The organism is Streptomyces sp. ME02-8801-2C (genome assembly GCF_033793965.1).
Lineage (GTDB): Bacteria > Actinomycetota > Actinomycetes > Streptomycetales > Streptomycetaceae > Streptomyces.
On sequence record NZ_JARAXP010000018.1, the window covers coordinates 104433 to 122407 of the forward strand.

A 17975-nucleotide genomic window follows, 5' to 3' on the forward strand; every position below is an offset into this window, starting at 1 on the left:
CCGATGCAGATGTGTTGTCCAGACCGGAGTAAGTCATGAATGGAATCCACCCCTTCCGCGTGCTGCGCGCCAGGCCCCTCTGGATAGCAAGCGGCGTCATCACAGGCGTCCTCGCGATCCTGTTCGGCATCTTCTATGTCGGCCCCAACGTCGACCCGGTCGGCCATACCAAGAATCTGCCGGTCGGCCTGGTCAACTCCGACAAGGGGGCCGACGTCGGCGGCAAGCAGGTCAACCTCGGGGCGCAGATCACCGGGTCGATCAAGACGTCCACCGCGGGCGGCGGCAAGATCGACTGGAAGGTGATGGATGAGAAGGAGGTGAAGGAGGAACTCGGCAAGGGCAAGCTGTACGGTGCGCTCGTCGTCCCCGCCGACTTCACCTCCTCCGTCACCGCGCTGACCGGACCCTCGGCAACCGGGAATCCGGTTCGCCCGCAGCTGACGGTGCTGACCAACCAGTCCGCCGGCAGCGTGGGTTCGAGCATGGCACGGCAGGCGACGACCACGGCGGCCGAGGGTGCCTCGCTCCAGGTGGGCAAGCAGCTGACCGCGCAGGCCGGCGCCCAGCAGGCCGAGTTGCCGACCGCGGCCCGCGTCCTGCTGGCCGATCCGGTGGCGGTGACCGTCGAGGACGGGCATCCGCTCGACTCGCACAGCGGCCTGGGCCTGTCGGCGTTCTACTACGCGCTCGTCCTCGTCGTCTGCGGCATGCTCGCCGCCAACGTGATCAGCGGCCAGGTCGACCACGCCCTCGGCTACACCCACAACGACATGGGCCCGCTGCGCATCCACCGCCCGCTGATCCGGGCCACCCGCGTGCAGAGCCTCGCCATGAGCAGCACCCTCATGGCCGCCCTGTCCCTGCTGATGGGCACCCTGGTCATGGTGGGAGCGATCGGCATCATGGGGATGGACGCCTCCCACCTGCCGCTGCTGTGGCTGTACTCGGTTGCCGCCATCGCCGTCTCCGGCATCGGCGCCCTCACTCTGCTCGCCGTCTTCGGTACGCCCGGCATGCTGGTGGTCACGCTGGTCTTCATCGCGATGGCCGTGCCGACGGCCGGCGCCACCACCCCGATCGAGTCGCTGCCCGGCTTCTACCGCTTCCTCGCCGAGTTCGAGCCGCTGCGGCAGATCAGCGGGGGCATCCGCTCGATCCTCTACTACGACGCCCAGGGTGACGCGGGCCTGACCCGGGGGTGGGTCATGATGGCCGTCGGCCTCGCGGCAGCCGCACTGTTCGGCTTCGGTACGACGAGCTGGTACGACCGCAAGGGGCTGCACCGCACCACCGCCGCGGAGGCGAAGCACAACGAGCCTGCCGTCAAGGCGTAGCGGCCCCTACTCACGACACCAGAGACGGGGCCATTGTGCGAGTGGCCCTCAGTGCGCGTCGCTTCGTGGGGGCGGGAGGCGTGCACCCCCCCAAGGGCTCGGCGGCGATACTCATGCAGCCGCCGCCGAGCCCTCCGCTCGGACCCAGATGCCCTTCGGTCATGAAGCCTGGACCCGCCATCACCCGAGCTCCACCCTGGAAACCGATCGGTTTTCCTTTCGTCGGAATGGAGTTAACCTCTAACTATGACAACCCAGGCGAAGGCGACTCCCCGCGAGCGCCTGTTGGAAGCAGCCGCCACGCTCACCTACCAAGAAGGCGTCGGCATCGGTGTCGACGCGCTGTGCAAGGCCGCAGGGGTGTCGAAGCGTTCCATGTACCAGCTCTTCGAAAGCAAGGACGAACTCCTGACGGTGAGCCTGGAGGAACGCATCACTGCCTTCGCGGCGCGACTTCTGCCCGCAGCGGACGATGGTCGCCCGCCGCGCGAGCGGATCCTGCACGTGTTCGAGCAAGTGGAGTCCCAGGCGGGCGCGCCGGAATTCCGAGGCTGCCGCTACCTTGCCGTACAGATCGAGCTCAAGGATGAGGGCCATCCCGCAAGCCAGGTGGTCCGCCGGGCCAAGGGGAATCTGACGGCCTTCTTCCGTACCGAGGCCGAACGGGGTGGGGCGAGCGATCCCGACCTGTTGGCCAGGCAGCTCAGCCTCACCTTCGACGGCGCCGTAGCCCGCGCGAGCATCAGGGCCGAGAACCTGGCTGCGCTCATCGGGCCCACCGTGGGAGTCCTGCTCGACAGTGCAGGCGTGCGTTGACGCACCTCGCGACTGATCCGGGCCCACTCTTGACGGCGCTTCACGTGCATGTGGATGACCGTCTGGAGACGTCGCGGTGGGCGCCCGCCGCGGTTGACCGATGCCGAGCTGGTGACTTCGGCGCCGGCCCAGGCGATGCCGGGCTTCCCCGCGAAGCCCGCCGACTGCGCTTCCCGCATGCTTACTCGCACGGGATTTCCACGTAGCTGCCGCAGCGGCCGGCCTGCAACAAGCGCCCACGAGCCGCTGTGGGCCTGGTCAACGCCCACGGCATCCCGTGTCCGTCCGAGCCCCTTCTCAGAACGCGCGGTGCGGTGTGGCTACCTCTTCGGCGGCACCGTCGGCATCCCCAGGAAGGGCAACCTCAGGGCGCCGAAGGCGTCGGAGGGGACTGCCGGGTGACGGGGTTCCACAGGCGTCAGGCGTTTGTAGGTCGCTCCCTGTGCTGGACGCGGGTCCTCCTCGCCCTTGTTGGGCCAGGCCGACATCGCGCGCTCGGCCTGGGCCGTGATCGTGAGGGACGGGTTGACTCCGAGGTTGGCGGAGATCGCCGCTCCATCGACGATTGAGATGCCAGGGTGTCCGTAGAGCCGGTGGTACGGGTCGATCACGCCGGTCTCAGGAGTGTCCCCGATGGGGCAGCCGCCCAGGAAGTGCGCGGTGAGCGGCATGCCCATCAGCTCGCCCACGTTACTGCCCGCGAAGCCGTCAACCTCGGCGGCGATGACCGAGGCGGCTTCCGAAGCCGCCTTGATCTGTTTGGGGTTGGGCGCCCCATGGCCCTGACGAGCCAGCAGCAGTCCTTTCCCCACGCCCTTCGGCTTCAGATAGGTTGTGAGCGAGTTGTCCAGCGACTGCATGACCAGACCGATGATCGTCCGCTCGGACCAACGGCGGTTGGAGAGCGAGCGGGCCATGAGCACCGGGTGCTTCGCCACGTTGACCAGCCAGCCCAGGAACCTCGACGAGCCCTCGGCGTACGGGACTTGCAGGACGAACCCGGCACCCATCGCGTTCGATCCCTTGCCATAGCGGACGGGCTCGATGTGGGTGTTCTCGTCGGGGTGGATCGAAGACGTGATCGCCACACCGCGCGTGAAGTCGGCGCTCTGCCCTCCGACGACCTTGCGGTGGCGCCGGACGTCTGCGTGCGCGCTCACCAGGGCTTCCGAGTTGGTGCGGGTCAGATCGCCCAGTCGCTCGGACATGTGCGGAAGCTGGCCGCCCGTCCTCATCCGGTGCAGCAACGTCTGCGTACCGTACGTGCCGGCCGCGATGACGACGTTCCGCGCCCGGAAAGTGCGGCCGGCGCCTTTGTGTTTCCGGTCCGTCGGCCGGGTCCTGACCGTGTACCCGTCCGGCGAGTCGTCCGTGATCGAGACGACGGTCGTCATGGGGTGGACGACGGCGCCGGCCTGCTCGGCGAGATAGAGGTAGTTCTCGTTGAGGCTGTTCTTCCCGCCGCGGCGACAGCCCGTCATGCATTCACCGCATTCGACACAGGCCTTGCGGGCCGGACCGACGCCACCGAAGTACGGGTCGGCCACCTCCTCTCCCGGCTTGGCCTTCGTCGTCCCGTCGGCGTCCTGGCCGTCGCCGAAGAAGACCCCTACGGGGGCCATGTGGAAGGTGTCGCCCACGCCCATCCGTTCGGCGACCGCGTGCAGGTGAACGTCGGCCGAGGTCGTCGTCGGGTTGAGCCGCACCCCGAGCATGCGCCGGGCCTGGTCGTAGTACGGCTTCAGTTCCCCTTCCCAGTCGGTGATGTCCTTCCACTGCGGGTCTTCGAAGAACTGCCTCGGAGGTTCGTACAGGGTGTTGGCGTAGTTGAGGGAACCACCCCCGACCCCGGCCCCCGCCAGCACCATCACGTTGCCCAGCGGATGGATGCGCTGGATGCCGTACAGGCCGAGCTTCGGTGCCCAGAGATAGTTCCTGACGTCCCAGGAGTTCTTGGGAAGCGAGCCGGGTGTGAACCTGCGGCCCGCTTCCAACACGCCTACGCGATAGCCCTTTTCGGTGAGCCGAAGGGCGGTGACTGATCCGCCGAAACCGGAGCCGACGACGACCACGTCGTAGTCGTACGCGGAGTCGTCTCTGTGTTCGTCTGGCTTCGTGGAAGAGTTCTTCCGTGACACGTGCTCTCCTCATTGAGAACGGGTGACTCGGAGCCGTTCTGGTGGGCGGCTGCGCGGTCGTGCGGGTGAAGCAGGCAGTGACAGGCTTGCTGAACCGGACGCTTATGAGGTCACAAGCAATTGAGCGGACGGGGGCGAGGTGACACACCGGCGGGTCGGCGCGGTCCGCACCGGACTCGGGGTGCTGGACAGGCGGTCTGCCGGACCCGTGAGGGGTGTCACCTCGTCACGTCCTGGCGGTCTAGTCGAGTGTCGTTGTGGAGCCGGACGGCGACCAGGCGGGCGTGTCGATCGGCGAGTAGTGCGTGTCCTTGCGGTCCAGCCGCACCATACGGCGGCCGGCGCGCTCCTGGACCACCTCGGCGTCGAGCGGCGCCTCGAACGCGTTGTCCACGACGGTGTATTCGGCGGCGAGTCGTCCCACCGGAGCGATGGCACCGAAGTCGATCCGGCCGCCCACATAGAGGTCGTCTCGGATGTAGAAGCGCTCCACGTTGCCCCAGACGACGTTGTTGAGCCCGTCGGGTGCCGAGAAGATGTGCTCGACGGTGCACTCGAAGGCGATGGGCGCCCCCTTGATACGCGGCGGGCGAACGGCTTCGGACGGCACCTTCTCCAGCCCGACCGCGTCGAACTCGTCGACATCGGGCTCGAACTCGAAGGCGCTGCGGTTGAGCCCGTTGATCTGCGGCAGGGTGGCCATGTTGGTGACGAACTCGCCGGTGTCCCGGATGTTGACGAAGCTGTCCTTGAGCGTGGCCCCGTCCGAGCGCGGCTGGATCGACAGCGAGATCCGGGGCGGCTTGCGCCCGACGACCGTGAAGAAGGAGATGGGGGCCAGGTTGCCCACGCCTTCGGTGGACAGGGTGCTCACCCAGGCGATGGGGCGGGGGATGACGCTGCCGATGAGCAGCTTGTAGGCGGACTTCGCGTCCAGATCGGCCGAGTCGATGATCATGTGGTGTCCCTTGGTGGTGAGTGTGGGGGGAGAGTTGGAGGTCAGCGGCCCTTGAAGGGCAGTACGGGGCGGGGGCGGCCCTCCTTGAGGGCCTTGGCGGCGGAGGCCAGGCCGTCCTTGACGTCCTCGGTCTCGTAGAGGGGGACGGCGAGGTCGAACAGCTGCTGGTCGGCGGCGGGGATGCCGCCCGTGGCCCAGGCGCGCAGCAGCGCCTTGTGCACGACGTGGGCCCGGGTGGGGCCCTGGGCGATCTTTTGGGCGAAGGCCTCGGCTTCGGCGCGCAGTTCGTCGTCGGGGACGACGCGGTTGATGACGCCGGCCTCGGCCATGACCGTGGCGGGTACCTGCTCGGAGGTCAGTGCCCATTCGTAGGCGCGTGCCCGGCCGGCCCGTTCGGCCACCCGGTGGATTCCGCCGAGGAGGGTGACGATGCCGAGCGACTGCTCGGGATGGCCGAAGCGGGCGCTCTGGCCGGCGAGGATGATGTCGGCGCGCAGGGCGAGTTCGAATCCGCCGCCGAAGCACAGCCCCTGCACCGCGGCCACGACCGGGAGCCGGAGCTGTTCGAACCGGTTGATCACGCTCATGATCTGGTCGAAGTCGGCTCGCAGGCTGGTGCGGTCGGCGTCGAGCCAGGGCCGGAAGTCGCCGCCGTAGCTGAAGTCGGGTCCCTCGGCCCGCAGTAGGACGGCGCGGGCCGGGCTGCGGGTGATGGCGTCGACGGCTTCGCTGAGTTCCTGGGTGAACTCGGGTGCCAAGCGGTTCTGCGGGGGGTTGTCGAGGACGATCGTGGCGACGTCGCCGTCGAGGGAGTGGGTGAGAACGGACATGGGACTTCCTTGGCTCGAGACAGTGCGGACGGGGTCGCCGTCGGTCAGGTGAGGTGCTTGCCGGACCAGTCCAAGGCGGACTGCGCGGCTATGGGGGACTGCGTGCTGCACAGGGCGAAGTGGCCACCGCCGATGAACGTCAGCCGCTCGGGTTCCAGGGCTCGTTCGTGGGCCGTCAGCCCGAGGTCGGTGGGGATGAGGTGGTCGTCGTGGCCGACGAACATGAGCAGAAGTCGAGCGCGGCCTGCGTGCGAGGTGGGTGCCTGGGGCACGGCGCGTTGCGGCGATCGGCGTCGCCGACTCGGCGAAGGGGTCGGGAACAGCAGAACGCGGGCTTCGCGGACCACTCCGCCGTACCCGTGGGTCGTGGTGACGGTCGGGTGCGGTGCGGGGGTCTGCGGGATGTACGGCAGACCCCGCAGGGGCAGACCTCGGCCTGTCCTGCCGCCCGGTCCCGCGGTGGCAGGGGGAGTCTCCTGGGGGCTCCGGGGGTCGGACGAGCTCATGAGCGACACCCTTCCTGTGGCTGCGTCACCAATCAAGATGAAAGGACCATACGCCTTTGACTTCTTTCACTTCAAGAGGGGGGAGATGTCGTACCCTGAGCCAGTGGCCAAACGGTCACGGTCATGTCGGTAGAGCTGGCCGGTCAGCGAGAGGGAGGCGTGGTCATGGTGTGGTCCGCGTCCACGCGGTACGAGGTTGAACCGGCTCCGGTCGGGCTGGCGCTCGTGCACGACCTGCTCAACACCATTTCTGCCGGCCGACCCCGGGCGGCGGATCTCCTGGACGGCCTCTCCGACGCGCAGGCGTGGGTCGATCAGGCGCTGGACTGCTGGGCGCGCGAGAGGGGGCAGGTCGCCGCGCAGGTGCCTCTCACCGAGAGTGATCTCGAGGAGTTGCGCGGCCTGCGTGCAGAGTTGCGGCGGCTTCTCGCCTCACGAGACGAAGACGGCATGGATGCCGACGACCAGACCGTAGCGCCAGCCGTTCATGTCGCGGCCGCGGCGGTGCGGATGGACCGCACCGGCCGGGCCGTCCTGGAGCCTCGCGGTCAGGGCTGGCGGTATGTGGCCGCCCTGGTGCTGCTCGAGGTGTTCCAGGCTCAGCAGGCGGACGCCTGGCGCCGACTCAAGATCTGCCGTAATACGCGCTGCACGACGGCGTTCTTCGACCGCTCCCGCAATAACAGCGGTGTATGGCACTCCACCAAGACCTGCGGCAACCCTGAGAACCTGCGTGCCCACCGGGCCCGTCAGCGTGTCCGTACCAGCGGGTTGTAGAAGTCGTCCGGGTCGGTCGCCCCGGCGGGGGTCTCCAGCGAAAATCGGCACGGTGGGTCTGCTCCTTGCGATGGCGGGCACGGCTTTCGCTTGTGCTGAAATAAGCGAAAGCCGTACGGTTGTTGCCTGCTGGGAGGGCTCCGACGAAAGGCCGACCCGCATGACGTCGTCGTGACCCCGCTCGATGACGTCAGGACTTACTACTCGGTCCGGGCCTGTCGGCCCGTGACGCCGCGACAGCGGCCTGGAGAGGTTGAACGCATGGCATCCGAGACACAGCGACCGCCGACGCATTCGTCCGGCGAGGACGCGACGACAGGTGGGTCCTCCGCCGGTGACGGTATCCGTCGCCGGACGATTCAGGCAGGGGGCCGGGAGGTTCCGATCCTGGAGGCCGGCAGTGGGCCCCTCGTCCTGTGCCTTCACGGTTTTCCCGACCATGCAGGCTCCTGGGCAGGGATGCTCGATCGCCTCGCCCAGGACGGCTACTGGGCGGTCGCTCCCGCACAGCGCGGATACTGGCCGGATGGCGCGGCGCCCGACGGCTCCTATCGCGCGTCAGCGACCGGGCAGGATGTCCTGGACCTGATCGAAGCGCTCGGGCGCGATCGGGCGGATCTCATCGGTCACGATCTCGGCGCCCGGGCGGCGTACGCGGCGGCGAGCCTCGACGCCACCCGCGTCCGCAAGATTGTCGGCATGGCGGTCCCCTACGGGCCGCAACTGCGAACCGCCTGGCTCACCGACGGCGACCAGCAGCGACGCAGCTGGTACATGTTCTTCTTCCAGACGGCCCTGGCGGAACCGGCCGTCGCGCTCGACGACTTCGCCTTCATCGACCGGCTCTGGCGGGAGTGGTCGCCCGGCTACGAGTTGCCGGATGCGGAGCGGGCCGCGCTCAAGGAAACCCTCCGTGCTCCAGGAGTGCTGACCGAGATCCTGGGCTACTACCGCCAGCTGTTCTCACCCCCCGCCGAGGAGGCGGCGCGAGCGCTGGAGGCCCGGGCGAGCGGTGCCATCACCATCCCGGCGCTGTATCTCCACGGGGCCGACGACAACTGCTTTTCCGTGGAGGTGAGCGACGGCATGGACGCCGTGTTCAAGAAAGGCCTCGAACGCGTCGTCGTACCCCGCGCCGGACACTTCCTGCACCTCGAACAGCCCAAGCAGGTCGCCGATCACATTCTGAGCTTTCTGGACAACTGACTCATCACTCTGCCCCCGAAGCCGCCGTCAGCCGGATGGCCGCGGCGGCGGGTCCAGGGCGGTCTGGACGTCTTCGGCAGCCTCTCCGCGTGAAGTTCCTGGTGGACCGGCGCCGCGCAACCCGAAGGGCACGGACCTGGCCGGGAATCCGCATGCGGCAGCGCACTTGAAGACTCTGACGCGGATGGTCGCCGACGGACGTTACGGCGTTGTCGACGACGAGCTGGAACGCTTCCCGTGGGTGATGAAGTCCGCTGCCTCACGGACGTCCGCGCCCAGTCGGCACGCGCCGCCACGGGTGTGGGCGAGCGCCGTGTACGCCGCCCAGGAGCTGACCGACGAGCACGCCCGGCTGACGGACCGCGCGCGCCGGCTCCAGCCGCCTTCGAGGCCGCTGACCCGGCGGGCCGTGCGCGTCACCCGTCCAATGCGTCTGCCTGTCGGCCCGCTCGTGGTCCTCCTCGAAGGGCTGTCGGCCGGTCGGCTACTTATCGCTCGCCACCGTGCTTGGCCTCTGGTGTCCGAAGGCGCGCAAAAGGAAGAACACCATGGAGTCGGCGGTCTCCGCGGCGATGGCGGGGTCGACCTGGTTCGGCGGCAGGGGAGTGAGGAAGAACCTGCTCATCATGGGACCGATCACCAGGTCGCCGAGCAGGTCGGCGTGCTCCACCGGTGGTATCTCGCCCCGGTCCACCGCACGCTGTGTCATCTCCTCCATGCGTCGGCGCACGGGCAGCATGAAGGCGTTCTCGAGGGCCTCGGCCAGGGAGGGGCTGTAGGCGGCCTCGCCGATCAGGGTGCGCAGCACTCCTCCCTCCTTGCCGGTCAGGGAAGCCGCCTTGTCCCGGAGCAGGGCACGCAGGTCACCCTCGAGGGTGCCGGTGTCCGACTCGGCCGTCAGTTCCTTGGCGTACGCGGCGGCGGCGTCGACGACCATGACCTCCTTGGAAGGCCAGCGGCGGTAGAGGGTGGCGGTGGACACCCCGGCGCGGGTCGCGACGGCGGCGGTGGTGAGCGCGCCGTAGCCGCTCTCGGTGAGAACGGCGAGAGTCGCGTCGAGCAGCGCACGGTCGCGGGAGGCATCGCGGGGGCGTCCCCGACGTGCCTGCGTCCCGGTCATCGAGCGGTTCCAGAACATTGAGTCACGGTGGTGTAGGTCACACGCCCAGCATACAGGTAAACGAAACGAAAGGCTTTCGTTTCGTATATGGTTCTGGGTATGAACACCAACGCACCCACCGGCGGTCAGCCGGACATCGCCGTCACGGCGGCCCCTGCGGCGGAGACCGTCGCGCGACTGCGGGCCACGTTCAACACCGGCCGCACCAAGCCCGTCGCCTGGCGCAAGCAGCAACTGCAGTCGCTGAGGCGTCTGTTGACGGAGCATGAGGACGTGTTCGCGCAGGCGCTGCGGACCGACCTCGGCAAGAGCGCGACCGAGTCCCACATGGCGGAGATCGGCTTCCTGGTCAGGGAGATCGACCACACCCTGAGTCATCTCGACCGGTGGCTGCGTCCGAAGAGAGCCTCCGTGCCCCTGTCGCTGATGCCGTCCCGGGCCTGGACCGTGCGTGAGCCGCTGGGTGTCGTGCTGGTCATCGCCCCCTGGAACTACCCGGTCAATCTGGCGCTCGCGCCGGTCATCGGTGCCCTGGCCGCCGGCAACGCCGTCGTCCTCAAGCCCAGCGAGGTCGCCCCCGCGACCTCGGCCGTGCTCGCCCACTGGTTGCCCCGGGTCCTGGACCCGCAGGCCGTGGCCGTCGTCGAGGGCGGCGTGGAGGAGACGACCGCCCTGCTGGAACAGCGCTTCGACCACATCTTCTACACCGGCAACGGCGCGGTCGGGCGCATCGTGATGACCGCCGCGGCCCGTCATCTCACCCCGGTGACCCTGGAGTTGGGAGGCAAGAGCCCCGCCGTGGTCGAACCCGGCGCCGACCTCGCCACCGCTGCCCGCCGTATCGCCCTGGGCAAGTTCATGAACGCGGGCCAGACCTGCGTGGCACCCGACTACGTGCTGGCGATCGGTGAGGCGGGCGCCGAGATCGAGGCGCACCTGGTCGAGGCGATACGTGAGATGTACGGCATCGATCCGGCTCGCAGCGCCGACTACGGCCGTATCGTCAACGAGCGCCACTTCGACCGGCTGGCCGGCCTGCTGAAGGACGGCCGGACCGTCGTGGGCGGCGACCACGACCGCGACACCCGCTACATCGCCCCGACCGTGCTGGCCGACGTCGACCCCGACTCCCCGGTGATGCGCGACGAGATCTTCGGCCCCATCCTGCCCATCGTCCGGGTCCCCGACCTGGACGCGGCGATCGCCTTCATCACCGAACGGGACAAGCCGCTGGCCCTGTACGCCTTCACCGCGTCCAAGCGCTCCAAGCGGCGCCTGACCGCGGAGACGTCCTCCGGCGGCCTGGTCTTCGGCCTCTCGCTCCTCCAGCTCGGCGTGCTCGACCTGCCCTTCGGCGGTGTCGGTGAGAGCGGCATGGGCCGCTATCACGGCTCGTACTCCCTGGACACCTTCAGCCACCTCAAGGCCGTCCTCGACAAGCCGCTCAAGCCCGACACGCTGGGCGTGGCCACTCCGCCCTACACCCCTCTCAAGGAGCGCGTCCTGCGACGCATCACGTGAGCCGGTTCGCCGACGAGCAAGAGCGTGAGGTCGACGTGATCACTGCTCCGCAGCCAGAGCGGACGACCCTCGTCGTCACGACGATTGCCGTGAGCACGATGACCCGCCGGGCTCTGTGGACGAGGTCCATGGCGCCGCCCATGCCCTTGACCAGCTTCCCGGGGACGGCCCAGTTGGTCAGGTCGCCGTTCTGCGCAACCTGCGGCAAACAGGGGCGGAGAGGGGCATACCGCCCCTCCGGGCCGTGCACCTGCGGCATCGTTGAACGCGTGGATCATGTCAAGGACGTAGCCGTCGTCGACCTGCGACAGATCGGCGATGGTCGATGACGGTATGGGCGGACATCAGCGCCACGATCGCCCGGTGCAGCCCGTGGCTTTCCACTGTGGCTGCTCCAGGTGACACGGTCATCCGCTCGCGTCGGTTCGTTGTTTGTGGCGTGGCGCTCATGGGCCGCTACGAGGACCGCTGGTCGCGCGTCAGGCAGGGGTGAACACGGCCGCGTCGTGGTGAATCGGGCCGTCCGTACCGGTCAGCGGCATGCCGCAACCGCCGCGCCGGTCGGCGACGATTTCCGCGGCGATGGCCAGGGCGGTCTCTTCCGGTGTCCGGGCGCCCAGGTCCAGGCCGATCGGCGAGCGTAGACGGGCCAGTTGGAGCTCGGTGACTCCGGCCGCACGCAGGTGTCGTGTGCGGTCCTCGTGGGTGCGGCGCGAACCCATCGCGCCGACGTAGGCGACCGGTAGCCGCAGCGCGATCCGGAGCAGGGGTATGTCGAACTTGGCGTCGTGGGTCAGCACGCACAGCACGGTTCGGCCGTCGACGTCGGCGGTCTCCAGGAAGCGGTGGGGCCAGTCGACGACGACCTCGTCCGCCTCCGGGAACCGGGCGGCTGTGGCAAACACGGGGCGGGCGTCGCAGACCGTGACGCGGTAGCCGAGGAACTTGCCGATCCGCACCAGCGCGCCAGCGAAGTCGATCGCTCCGAAGACGATCATGCGGGGAGGTGGAACGCTCGATTCAACGAGCAACGTGACTGGGCCCTCGCAGTGCGAGCCACCCTCGGCGATGGTCATGGTGCCGGTCTGGCCTGCATCAAGCATGGCGCGGGCCGCGGCGGCCGCGGCGGCGTCCAGCGCGGGGCGGCCGCCGAGGGAGCCCTCGCGGGAACCATCAGGCCGTACGAGAAGGGGCCGCGCTGTCAGCGCACCGGCCCCGTCGACGATGCGGGCCAGCGCCACGGGCGCGCCGGCCGAGGCCTCGGCCAGCGCCGCCGCGACAACGTCGGCGTCCGTTGTCCCGGCACGTACCCGGGTGACCAGGATGTCGATGATGCCGCCACAGGTCAGGCCGACGGCGAAGGCGTCCGCATCGCTGTAGCCGAAGCGTTCGAGGACCGGCGCGCCGTCCCGGAGCGCCTGTAGGCACAGCTCGTACACGGCGCCCTCGACACATCCGCCGGAGACGGAACCGATGACCGTGCCGTCGCTGTCGACGGCGAGGGTGGCGCCGGCCGGGCGGGGTGTGCTGCCGGTGACGGCCACCACCGTGGCGACGGCGAAATCGCGCCCGCGAGCGGCCCAGTCGCTGAGCTCTTGGGCGATGTCCATCATGTCGTCTCCTGAACAGGACAGTGCGATCAGGCCCGTTGGCCGACGCCGTAAGCCAACAGGGGCGTTGTCGAAAGCTCTCGGCTGAGAACCGCGTCAGAGAGCTGCCGGTCGGCCGGGAAGCGGCATAGTCGCGGCTTCCCGATTCCGTCGTCCGGCTCGAGGCCGCGGGTCTCGTTCGAGGCGACGACGGCTGCGGTGCGGCGCTCGAGCCGAACGGTGGAGCAAGGCTGCGCCGGTCACAGCAGCTTGTCCAGGGTGATCGGCAGGTCCCTGATCCGCTTGCCGGTGGCGTGGTAGACGGCGTTCGCGATCGCGGCCGCCACGCCGGTCGTGCCGACCTCGCCCAGGCCGATGATGCCCAGGGGCATGGTCTTGTCCGGTTCGTCGAGCCAGGCGACGTCGATCGGGGGGATGTCGGCGTGGACGGGAACGTAGTAGGAATCGAGGCCTGCGCTCATGGTGCGCCCGTTGCGGGGGTCGATCAGGCTCTGTTCCGACAGTGCCATGCCGATGCCCATGATCACGGCGCCGCGGAGCTGGCTGGCCGTGGTCTTGGGGTTGATGATGCGGCCGACGTCGAACATGCCGAGCCAGCGTGAGATCCGGAGTTCGCCGGTGTCGGCGTTGACCCGGACCTCGCAGAACTGCGCGCCGCGGGCGGCCTTGGACCAGCGCTGGTCCTTCAGGAAGGTGGTGAGGAACCGGCTCTGACTGCCCAGCAGACCCCGTCGGGTGTCCGACCCGACCGAGGCTTCGAGGAACGGGCGCCCCGCTGCGCGCAGGGCGGCTGCCGGTTCCTGGCCGGTCGTGCCCGTACGCCGGGCGAGCGCGCTCACCTTGCGGGTCAGCTCGGCGCAGGCGGCGAGGAGGCTGGTGGCCACTGTCGCCGTCTGGTTGGAGTTGCCGGCCATCGGGCCGGTCGGCAGGGCCGAATCGCCGTACTCGACGCGAACCTTCTCGTACGCGATGCCGAGCGCGTCCGCGGCGATCTGTGCCTGGACGGTCGCGGCGCCCATGCCCATCTCATGGAAACCGCACTGCACGAGCGCGCTGCCGTCGTCACTCAGCCGCACCCTGACGTCGGCGACCAGGCGCAGGACCGGGTGGTAGGCGGTGGCCGTGCCCATGCCGACGAGCCACTCGCCGTCGCGCATGGAGCGGGGTTCTGGGTTGCGGTCCGCCCAGCCGAAGCGTTCGGCGCCGGCCTCGAAGGCTTCACGCTGATTCCGCTGGGAGAACTTCTTGCCGCCGGTCGGGTCCTTTGCGGGCTCGTTGCGCAGTCGCAGGGCGATCGGGTCCATGGACAGTTCATAGGCGAGTTCGTCCATCGCGGATTCCAGTACGAAGCTGCCGATCGCCTCGCCGGGGGCGCGCAGCCAGGTGTTGGGCACCAGGTCCATGGAGACGAGGTTCTGCCGGGTCAGCATGTTCTGGGCGCCGTAGAGGTGCCGGGCCGGTGAGCTGGTCGCCTCGAGCAGGCCCCCGGCCGAGCCGGTGCGGGTGACGCTGTCCTGGATCAGTGAGGTGAGCCGGCCGTCGCGGGTCGCGCCGAGCGCGATCCGGTTGGTCGAGGCGGTACGCCCACCGGTGGCGCGGTTGACGGCCTGGCGGGTCAGTGCCAGGCGTACGGGCCGTCCGACTGCCTTGGCCGCCATCGCCGCGATGACCGTGCCGGGCCAGACGGCGAACTTACCGCCGAAGCCGCCTCCCAGGAACTCGGCATGGACACGGACGTGGGACGCCGGCACACCGAACCGCCAGGCCAGGTAGCGGTGGGTCTGGTCCATGGCCTGCGTGGTGTCGTGCACGGTGAGACGGTCACCGTCCCAGACGGCGACCGTCGCGTGCGGCTCGATCGCGTTGTGCTGCAGGCCGGGCGTGGTGTAGCGCAGGTCGACCGACACCTCCGCAGCGGCCAGCGCCGCCTCCGCGTCACCCTTCTTCGTCTGGCCGGCGAAGGTGAGGTCGCCCTTGGCCGGGGTGGCGTTGTGCTGCTCGGTGGCGAAGTCCACGCGCGCGGGCAGCAGGTCGTAGGTCACTTCGACGAGGTGGGCGGCCTCGTTCGCCGCGGCCGAGGTCTCCGCGACCACGACGGCGATCGGCTGGCCGTCCCAATGGACCTGATCGGTGTTCAGGTAGTCGAGGCTGGTTCCCGACACGCTCGGTCCCAGGTCCCGCACGATGTTGTGGTTGCGTTCCGGGCGGATCCTCGGCGCGTTGAGGTGGGTGAGGACCTCCACGACGCCGGGCACCGCGGCCGCCGCGGTCGTGTCGATGCCGGTGATCGTGCCACGGGCGACGGTGGAATGGACCAGCGTCGCGTAGGTGAGGTTCGGGTAGTGGTGCTCGGCGGAGAACCGCACGGCCCCGGTCACCTTCGCGTGACCGTCCCTGCGGTCCACCGGCCGGCCGACCGCGCCCCCGACGGGCACGGTGGCGTCCGCGCCGGGCTCAGTGTCTGTCCAGGTGTGTGTGGTCACGATGCGCTCCGCTCGGCGTTGAGTGTCCGCAGCACGGCCACGACCGTCCGCCGGGCCAGGTCGATCTTGAAGGCGTTGCCGGACTGGGGCAGGGCGGGGGCGAGTTCCGCGGCGGCAGCCCTGGCGAAGTTCTCGTCGGTGGCTTCGGCGCCGAGCAGAAGCTGTTCCGCGATGCGTGCCCGCCACGGCTTGGTCGCGATGCCGCCGAGTGCAAGGCGGGCTTCGGTGATGCGGCCGTCGGCGGCGACCTCGAGCGCCGCGGCGACCGAGACCAACGCGAAGGCGTAGGACGCTCGGTCGCGGACCTTGCGGTAGCGCGAGTGCGCGGCGACTGACACCGGCGGCACTTCCACGGCCGTGATCAGCTCGTCGGCGGCGAGCACCGTCTCGATGTGCGGGGTGTCGCCGGGCAGTTGGTGGAAGTCGGCGACCGGGATCCGTCGCACACCGCGCACGCTCTCGACCTCGACGACCGCGTCGAGCATCACCAGCGCCACCGCCATGTCCGAGGGATGCGTCGCGATGCAGTGTTCGCTCGCCCCCAGCACCGCACTGCCGCGGGAGAACCCGCCGATCGCGTCACAACCACTGCCGGGCACCCGCTTGTTGCAGGCGGAGGCCTCGTCGTAGAAGTACATGCAGCGGGTGCGCTGCAGCAGATTGCCGCCCACCGTCGCCATGTTCCGCAGCTGGGCCGAGGCCCCGAGGAGGATCGCCTTGGCCAGCACCGGATAGCGGGTCCTGACCAGGGGGTCCGCGGCGAGGCGGCTGTTGGTCACCAGCGCGCCGACGCGGAGGGTGCCGTCGGCAAGTTCCTCGATCCCGGTCAGCGGCAGGCGGGTGATGTCCACGACCGTCGCCGGGTGCTCGATGCCCTCGCGCATGAGGTCGACGAGGTTCGTGCCGCCCGCGAGGAACTTCACGTCATCGCTGTCCGCGATCGTGCGCAGTGCGGTGGCCGTGTCCGGGGCGCTGAGGTAGGAGAACGACTTCACTTCGCGACCTCCTTGATCGCCGAGACGATGCCGTTGTAGGCGCCGCAGCGGCACAGGTTGCCGCTCATCCGCTCCCGGATCTCGGCGTCGTCCAGTTCGCCGGTGTCGGCGAGGTGCTCGGTCGCCGCGCTGGGCGCGCCCTCCTTGTGCTCGGCAAGCATCCCGATCGCCGAACAGATCTGGCCCGGCGTGCAGTAGCCGCACTGGAATCCGTCGGTGCGGACGAACGCCTCCTGCAACGGGTGGTCGACGCCTTCGATGGTCGTGATCTCACGGCCCTCGTACTGCACCGCCAGCGCCAGGCACGAGTTGATCCGCCGCCCGTCGGCCAGGACCGTGCAGGCACCGCACGCGCCCTGGTCGCAGCCCTTCTTGGTGCCGGTGAGCCACAGGTGCTCACGGAGCATGTCGAGCAGGCTGACCTGCGGCGCGACGTCCGCGATGTGGTCTTCTCCGTTGATCCGCAGTCGAAGCTCGGGCAATGGGGTCACGTCCTTGAAGGTGAGGATCGACGGCCGACAGCGCGGGTCGCCAGCCCTTGGGCGCGCTGTTGCGACGCAGGGTCTACGAAGCGGCCAAGCCAGCGTTTGACGATTAAAGGAACCAGTTGTTCCTTTGTCAATCCCGTGGCTTCCATCACTCCGGCGGTGTGTCAGTCTTGGAGCCATGTCGACGGAAGAGTCCGCCAACTCGAAACGGCAACGACCAGCAGGCGTCAGTCCGGGCCGGCCGCCGCAGGCCGCGCTCGCGGCGCGCATGCGCCACCTCATGTCGGTCGCCTGCGACGAGTTCGTCACACACGGGTTCTCCGAGGCCAGGATCTCGCGCATCGCACAGGACGCCGGGGTGTCGAAGAAGACCATCTACGCCCGTTTCCCGACCAAGGACGCACTGCTCGTCGCCGTGGTGGAGGACCTCGCCGCGCGGACATGCACGGCCATGCTGGACGCCAAGACCACCATGACCGGCGAACCCGAGGAGGTGCTGACCAGGTTCGCGATGCAGATAGCCCGCGACTGGATGACCCCACGCGGAGTGGCCATCTACCGGCTCGTCATAGGCGAGGTCGATCGCCTCCCTCAGCTCGCGGAGATCCCCAAGACAGTGATGGGGGTGATGCGCTCGACGCTCGAGACATACCTACGCGGGCAGGTCAGAGCCGGCAGGCTGGCGATCCCCGACCCCGAGGTCGCGTGCGGCCAGTTCAGGATGCTCACCTATGGCGAACTCGGCGAGCGCATGCTGTTCGGCGAGACGATTACCGAAGAGGAGATGGCGGCGACGATCGGGCGCGCGGTGACGCTGTTCCTCGACGGCTACGCGGTCGAAAAGCGCGGCGCCGGCGAGGGTGAGCGGGAGTCCTGATCAGCTTCCGGTGGGGCCCGAACGTCTCCTCAGCCCCCGGACTTCCTCGCCTGGTACGAACGATGGCTCGACCACATGATCGCCGGCCTGGACAACCGAGCCCTGGAACTCACCTCAGCGCGACTCCATGCTCATCAGCATCGGTACCGTCTCGCTTCGAAGATCTGACTACCAGTGACCATTCCACAGAAGCTGAGCGAGAACCCGGGAACCGGGGTCTGGCACAGATCTTGGGGAGCGGTCGCAGAGGGTGACGATGTCGTTCGATTGAAAGGGTCGTCATGATCCCGGCTGCCGGGCTCAAACGGTCACC

General features: G+C 68.9%; 16 protein-coding genes and 2 pseudogenes. 7 read left to right on the forward strand and 11 right to left on the reverse strand.

The genetic code is table 11. The annotated features are described in order from the left end of the window. The first annotated feature begins 35 nt into the window (after nt 1-35). Both PV396_RS37950 and PV396_RS37955 read left to right on the forward strand, forming a co-directional pair. Entirely contained in the window at nt 36-1337 is a 1302-nt protein-coding gene (locus PV396_RS37950; RefSeq protein ID WP_319212649.1) for an SNG1 family protein, read from the forward strand. Nucleotides 1338-1583: 246 nt separating this feature from the next. Further along, nucleotides 1584-2153, forward strand: a complete 570-nt coding sequence (locus tag PV396_RS37955; RefSeq protein WP_319212651.1) for a TetR/AcrR family transcriptional regulator — start codon at nt 1584-1586, stop codon at nt 2151-2153. 320 nt (nt 2154-2473) lie between these two features. On the opposite strand, the gene PV396_RS37960 is transcribed toward PV396_RS37955, so the two are convergent. From PV396_RS37960 to PV396_RS37975, 4 genes are all read right to left on the reverse strand, one after another. Further along, nucleotides 2474-4291 carry a GMC family oxidoreductase gene (locus tag PV396_RS37960; protein ID WP_319212653.1) on the reverse strand — a complete coding sequence of 606 codons (1818 nt, stop codon included), beginning with the start codon at nt 4289-4291 and terminating at the stop codon, nt 2474-2476. 241 nt (nt 4292-4532) lie between these two features. Further along, nucleotides 4533-5249 (reverse strand): flavin reductase family protein, encoded by a 717-nt coding sequence (locus PV396_RS37965; protein ID WP_319212655.1) that lies wholly within the window; start codon nt 5247-5249, stop codon nt 4533-4535. 41 nt (nt 5250-5290) lie between these two features. Further along, nucleotides 5291-6079: an enoyl-CoA hydratase/isomerase family protein gene (locus tag PV396_RS37970; protein WP_319212657.1), complete on the reverse strand. Its 789-nt coding sequence runs from the start codon at nt 6077-6079 to the stop codon at nt 5291-5293. Between the two features lie 44 nt (nt 6080-6123). After that, a complete protein-coding gene (locus PV396_RS37975) occupies nt 6124-6585 on the reverse strand; it encodes a hypothetical protein (protein ID WP_319212659.1) in 462 nt (153 codons plus the stop codon). Nucleotides 6586-6708: 123 nt separating this feature from the next. Between PV396_RS37975 and PV396_RS37980 the strand changes: the two genes are divergently transcribed. Together PV396_RS37980 and PV396_RS37985 are read left to right on the forward strand one after the other, a co-directional pair. After that, entirely contained in the window at nt 6709-7362 is a 654-nt protein-coding gene (locus tag PV396_RS37980; RefSeq protein ID WP_319212660.1) for a CGNR zinc finger domain-containing protein, read from the forward strand. A gap of 261 nt (nt 7363-7623) precedes the next feature. After that, nucleotides 7624-8568 carry an alpha/beta hydrolase gene (locus PV396_RS37985; RefSeq protein WP_319212661.1) on the forward strand — a complete coding sequence of 315 codons (945 nt, stop codon included), beginning with the start codon at nt 7624-7626 and terminating at the stop codon, nt 8566-8568. Between the two features lie 201 nt (nt 8569-8769). Here the strand turns inward: PV396_RS37985 and PV396_RS37990 are convergent, their stop codons facing one another. Together PV396_RS37990 and PV396_RS37995 are read right to left on the reverse strand one after the other, a co-directional pair. Beyond that, entirely contained in the window at nt 8770-8988 is a 219-nt protein-coding gene (locus PV396_RS37990) for a hypothetical protein (RefSeq protein ID WP_319212662.1), read from the reverse strand. A gap of 64 nt (nt 8989-9052) precedes the next feature. Further along, nucleotides 9053-9706 (reverse strand): TetR/AcrR family transcriptional regulator, encoded by a 654-nt coding sequence (locus PV396_RS37995; protein ID WP_319212663.1) that lies wholly within the window; start codon nt 9704-9706, stop codon nt 9053-9055. A gap of 81 nt (nt 9707-9787) precedes the next feature. On the opposite strand from PV396_RS37995, the gene PV396_RS38000 reads away from it, so the two are divergent. After that, entirely contained in the window at nt 9788-11209 is a 1422-nt protein-coding gene (locus tag PV396_RS38000) for an aldehyde dehydrogenase family protein (protein WP_319212664.1), read from the forward strand. Nucleotides 11210-11300: 91 nt separating this feature from the next. Here the strand turns inward: PV396_RS38000 and PV396_RS38005 are convergent. The 5 genes and pseudogenes from PV396_RS38005 to PV396_RS38025 form a co-directional block, all read right to left on the reverse strand. Then, nucleotides 11301-11411: pseudogene (locus tag PV396_RS38005) on the reverse strand (CoA-transferase); the annotation flags it as partial. Nucleotides 11412-11688: 277 nt separating this feature from the next. After that, on the reverse strand, nt 11689-12822 hold the full coding sequence (locus PV396_RS38010; RefSeq protein ID WP_319212665.1) for an XdhC/CoxI family protein: 1134 nt from the start codon (nt 12820-12822) through the stop codon (nt 11689-11691). Between the two features lie 236 nt (nt 12823-13058). Next, nucleotides 13059-15302, reverse strand: coding sequence for a xanthine dehydrogenase family protein molybdopterin-binding subunit (locus PV396_RS38015; protein ID WP_319212666.1), 2244 nt, complete (start codon nt 15300-15302; stop codon nt 13059-13061). After that, on the reverse strand, nt 15299-16297 hold the full coding sequence (locus PV396_RS38020) for a xanthine dehydrogenase family protein subunit M (protein WP_319212668.1): 999 nt from the start codon (nt 16295-16297) through the stop codon (nt 15299-15301). The genes PV396_RS38015 and PV396_RS38020 overlap by 4 nt, the downstream gene beginning before the upstream one ends. Then, nucleotides 16294-16788: a (2Fe-2S)-binding protein gene (locus PV396_RS38025; protein WP_319212669.1), complete on the reverse strand. Its 495-nt coding sequence runs from the start codon at nt 16786-16788 to the stop codon at nt 16294-16296. Before PV396_RS38025 ends, PV396_RS38020 begins: the two co-directional genes overlap by 4 nt. A gap of 175 nt (nt 16789-16963) precedes the next feature. Between PV396_RS38025 and PV396_RS38030 the strand changes: the two genes are divergently transcribed. Both PV396_RS38030 and PV396_RS38035 read left to right on the forward strand, forming a co-directional pair. Then, entirely contained in the window at nt 16964-17662 is a 699-nt protein-coding gene (locus PV396_RS38030) for a TetR/AcrR family transcriptional regulator (RefSeq protein ID WP_319212670.1), read from the forward strand. 11 nt (nt 17663-17673) lie between these two features. After that, nucleotides 17674-17830: pseudogene (locus PV396_RS38035) on the forward strand (SMI1/KNR4 family protein); the annotation flags it as partial. Nucleotides 17831-17975 lie beyond the last annotated feature (145 nt).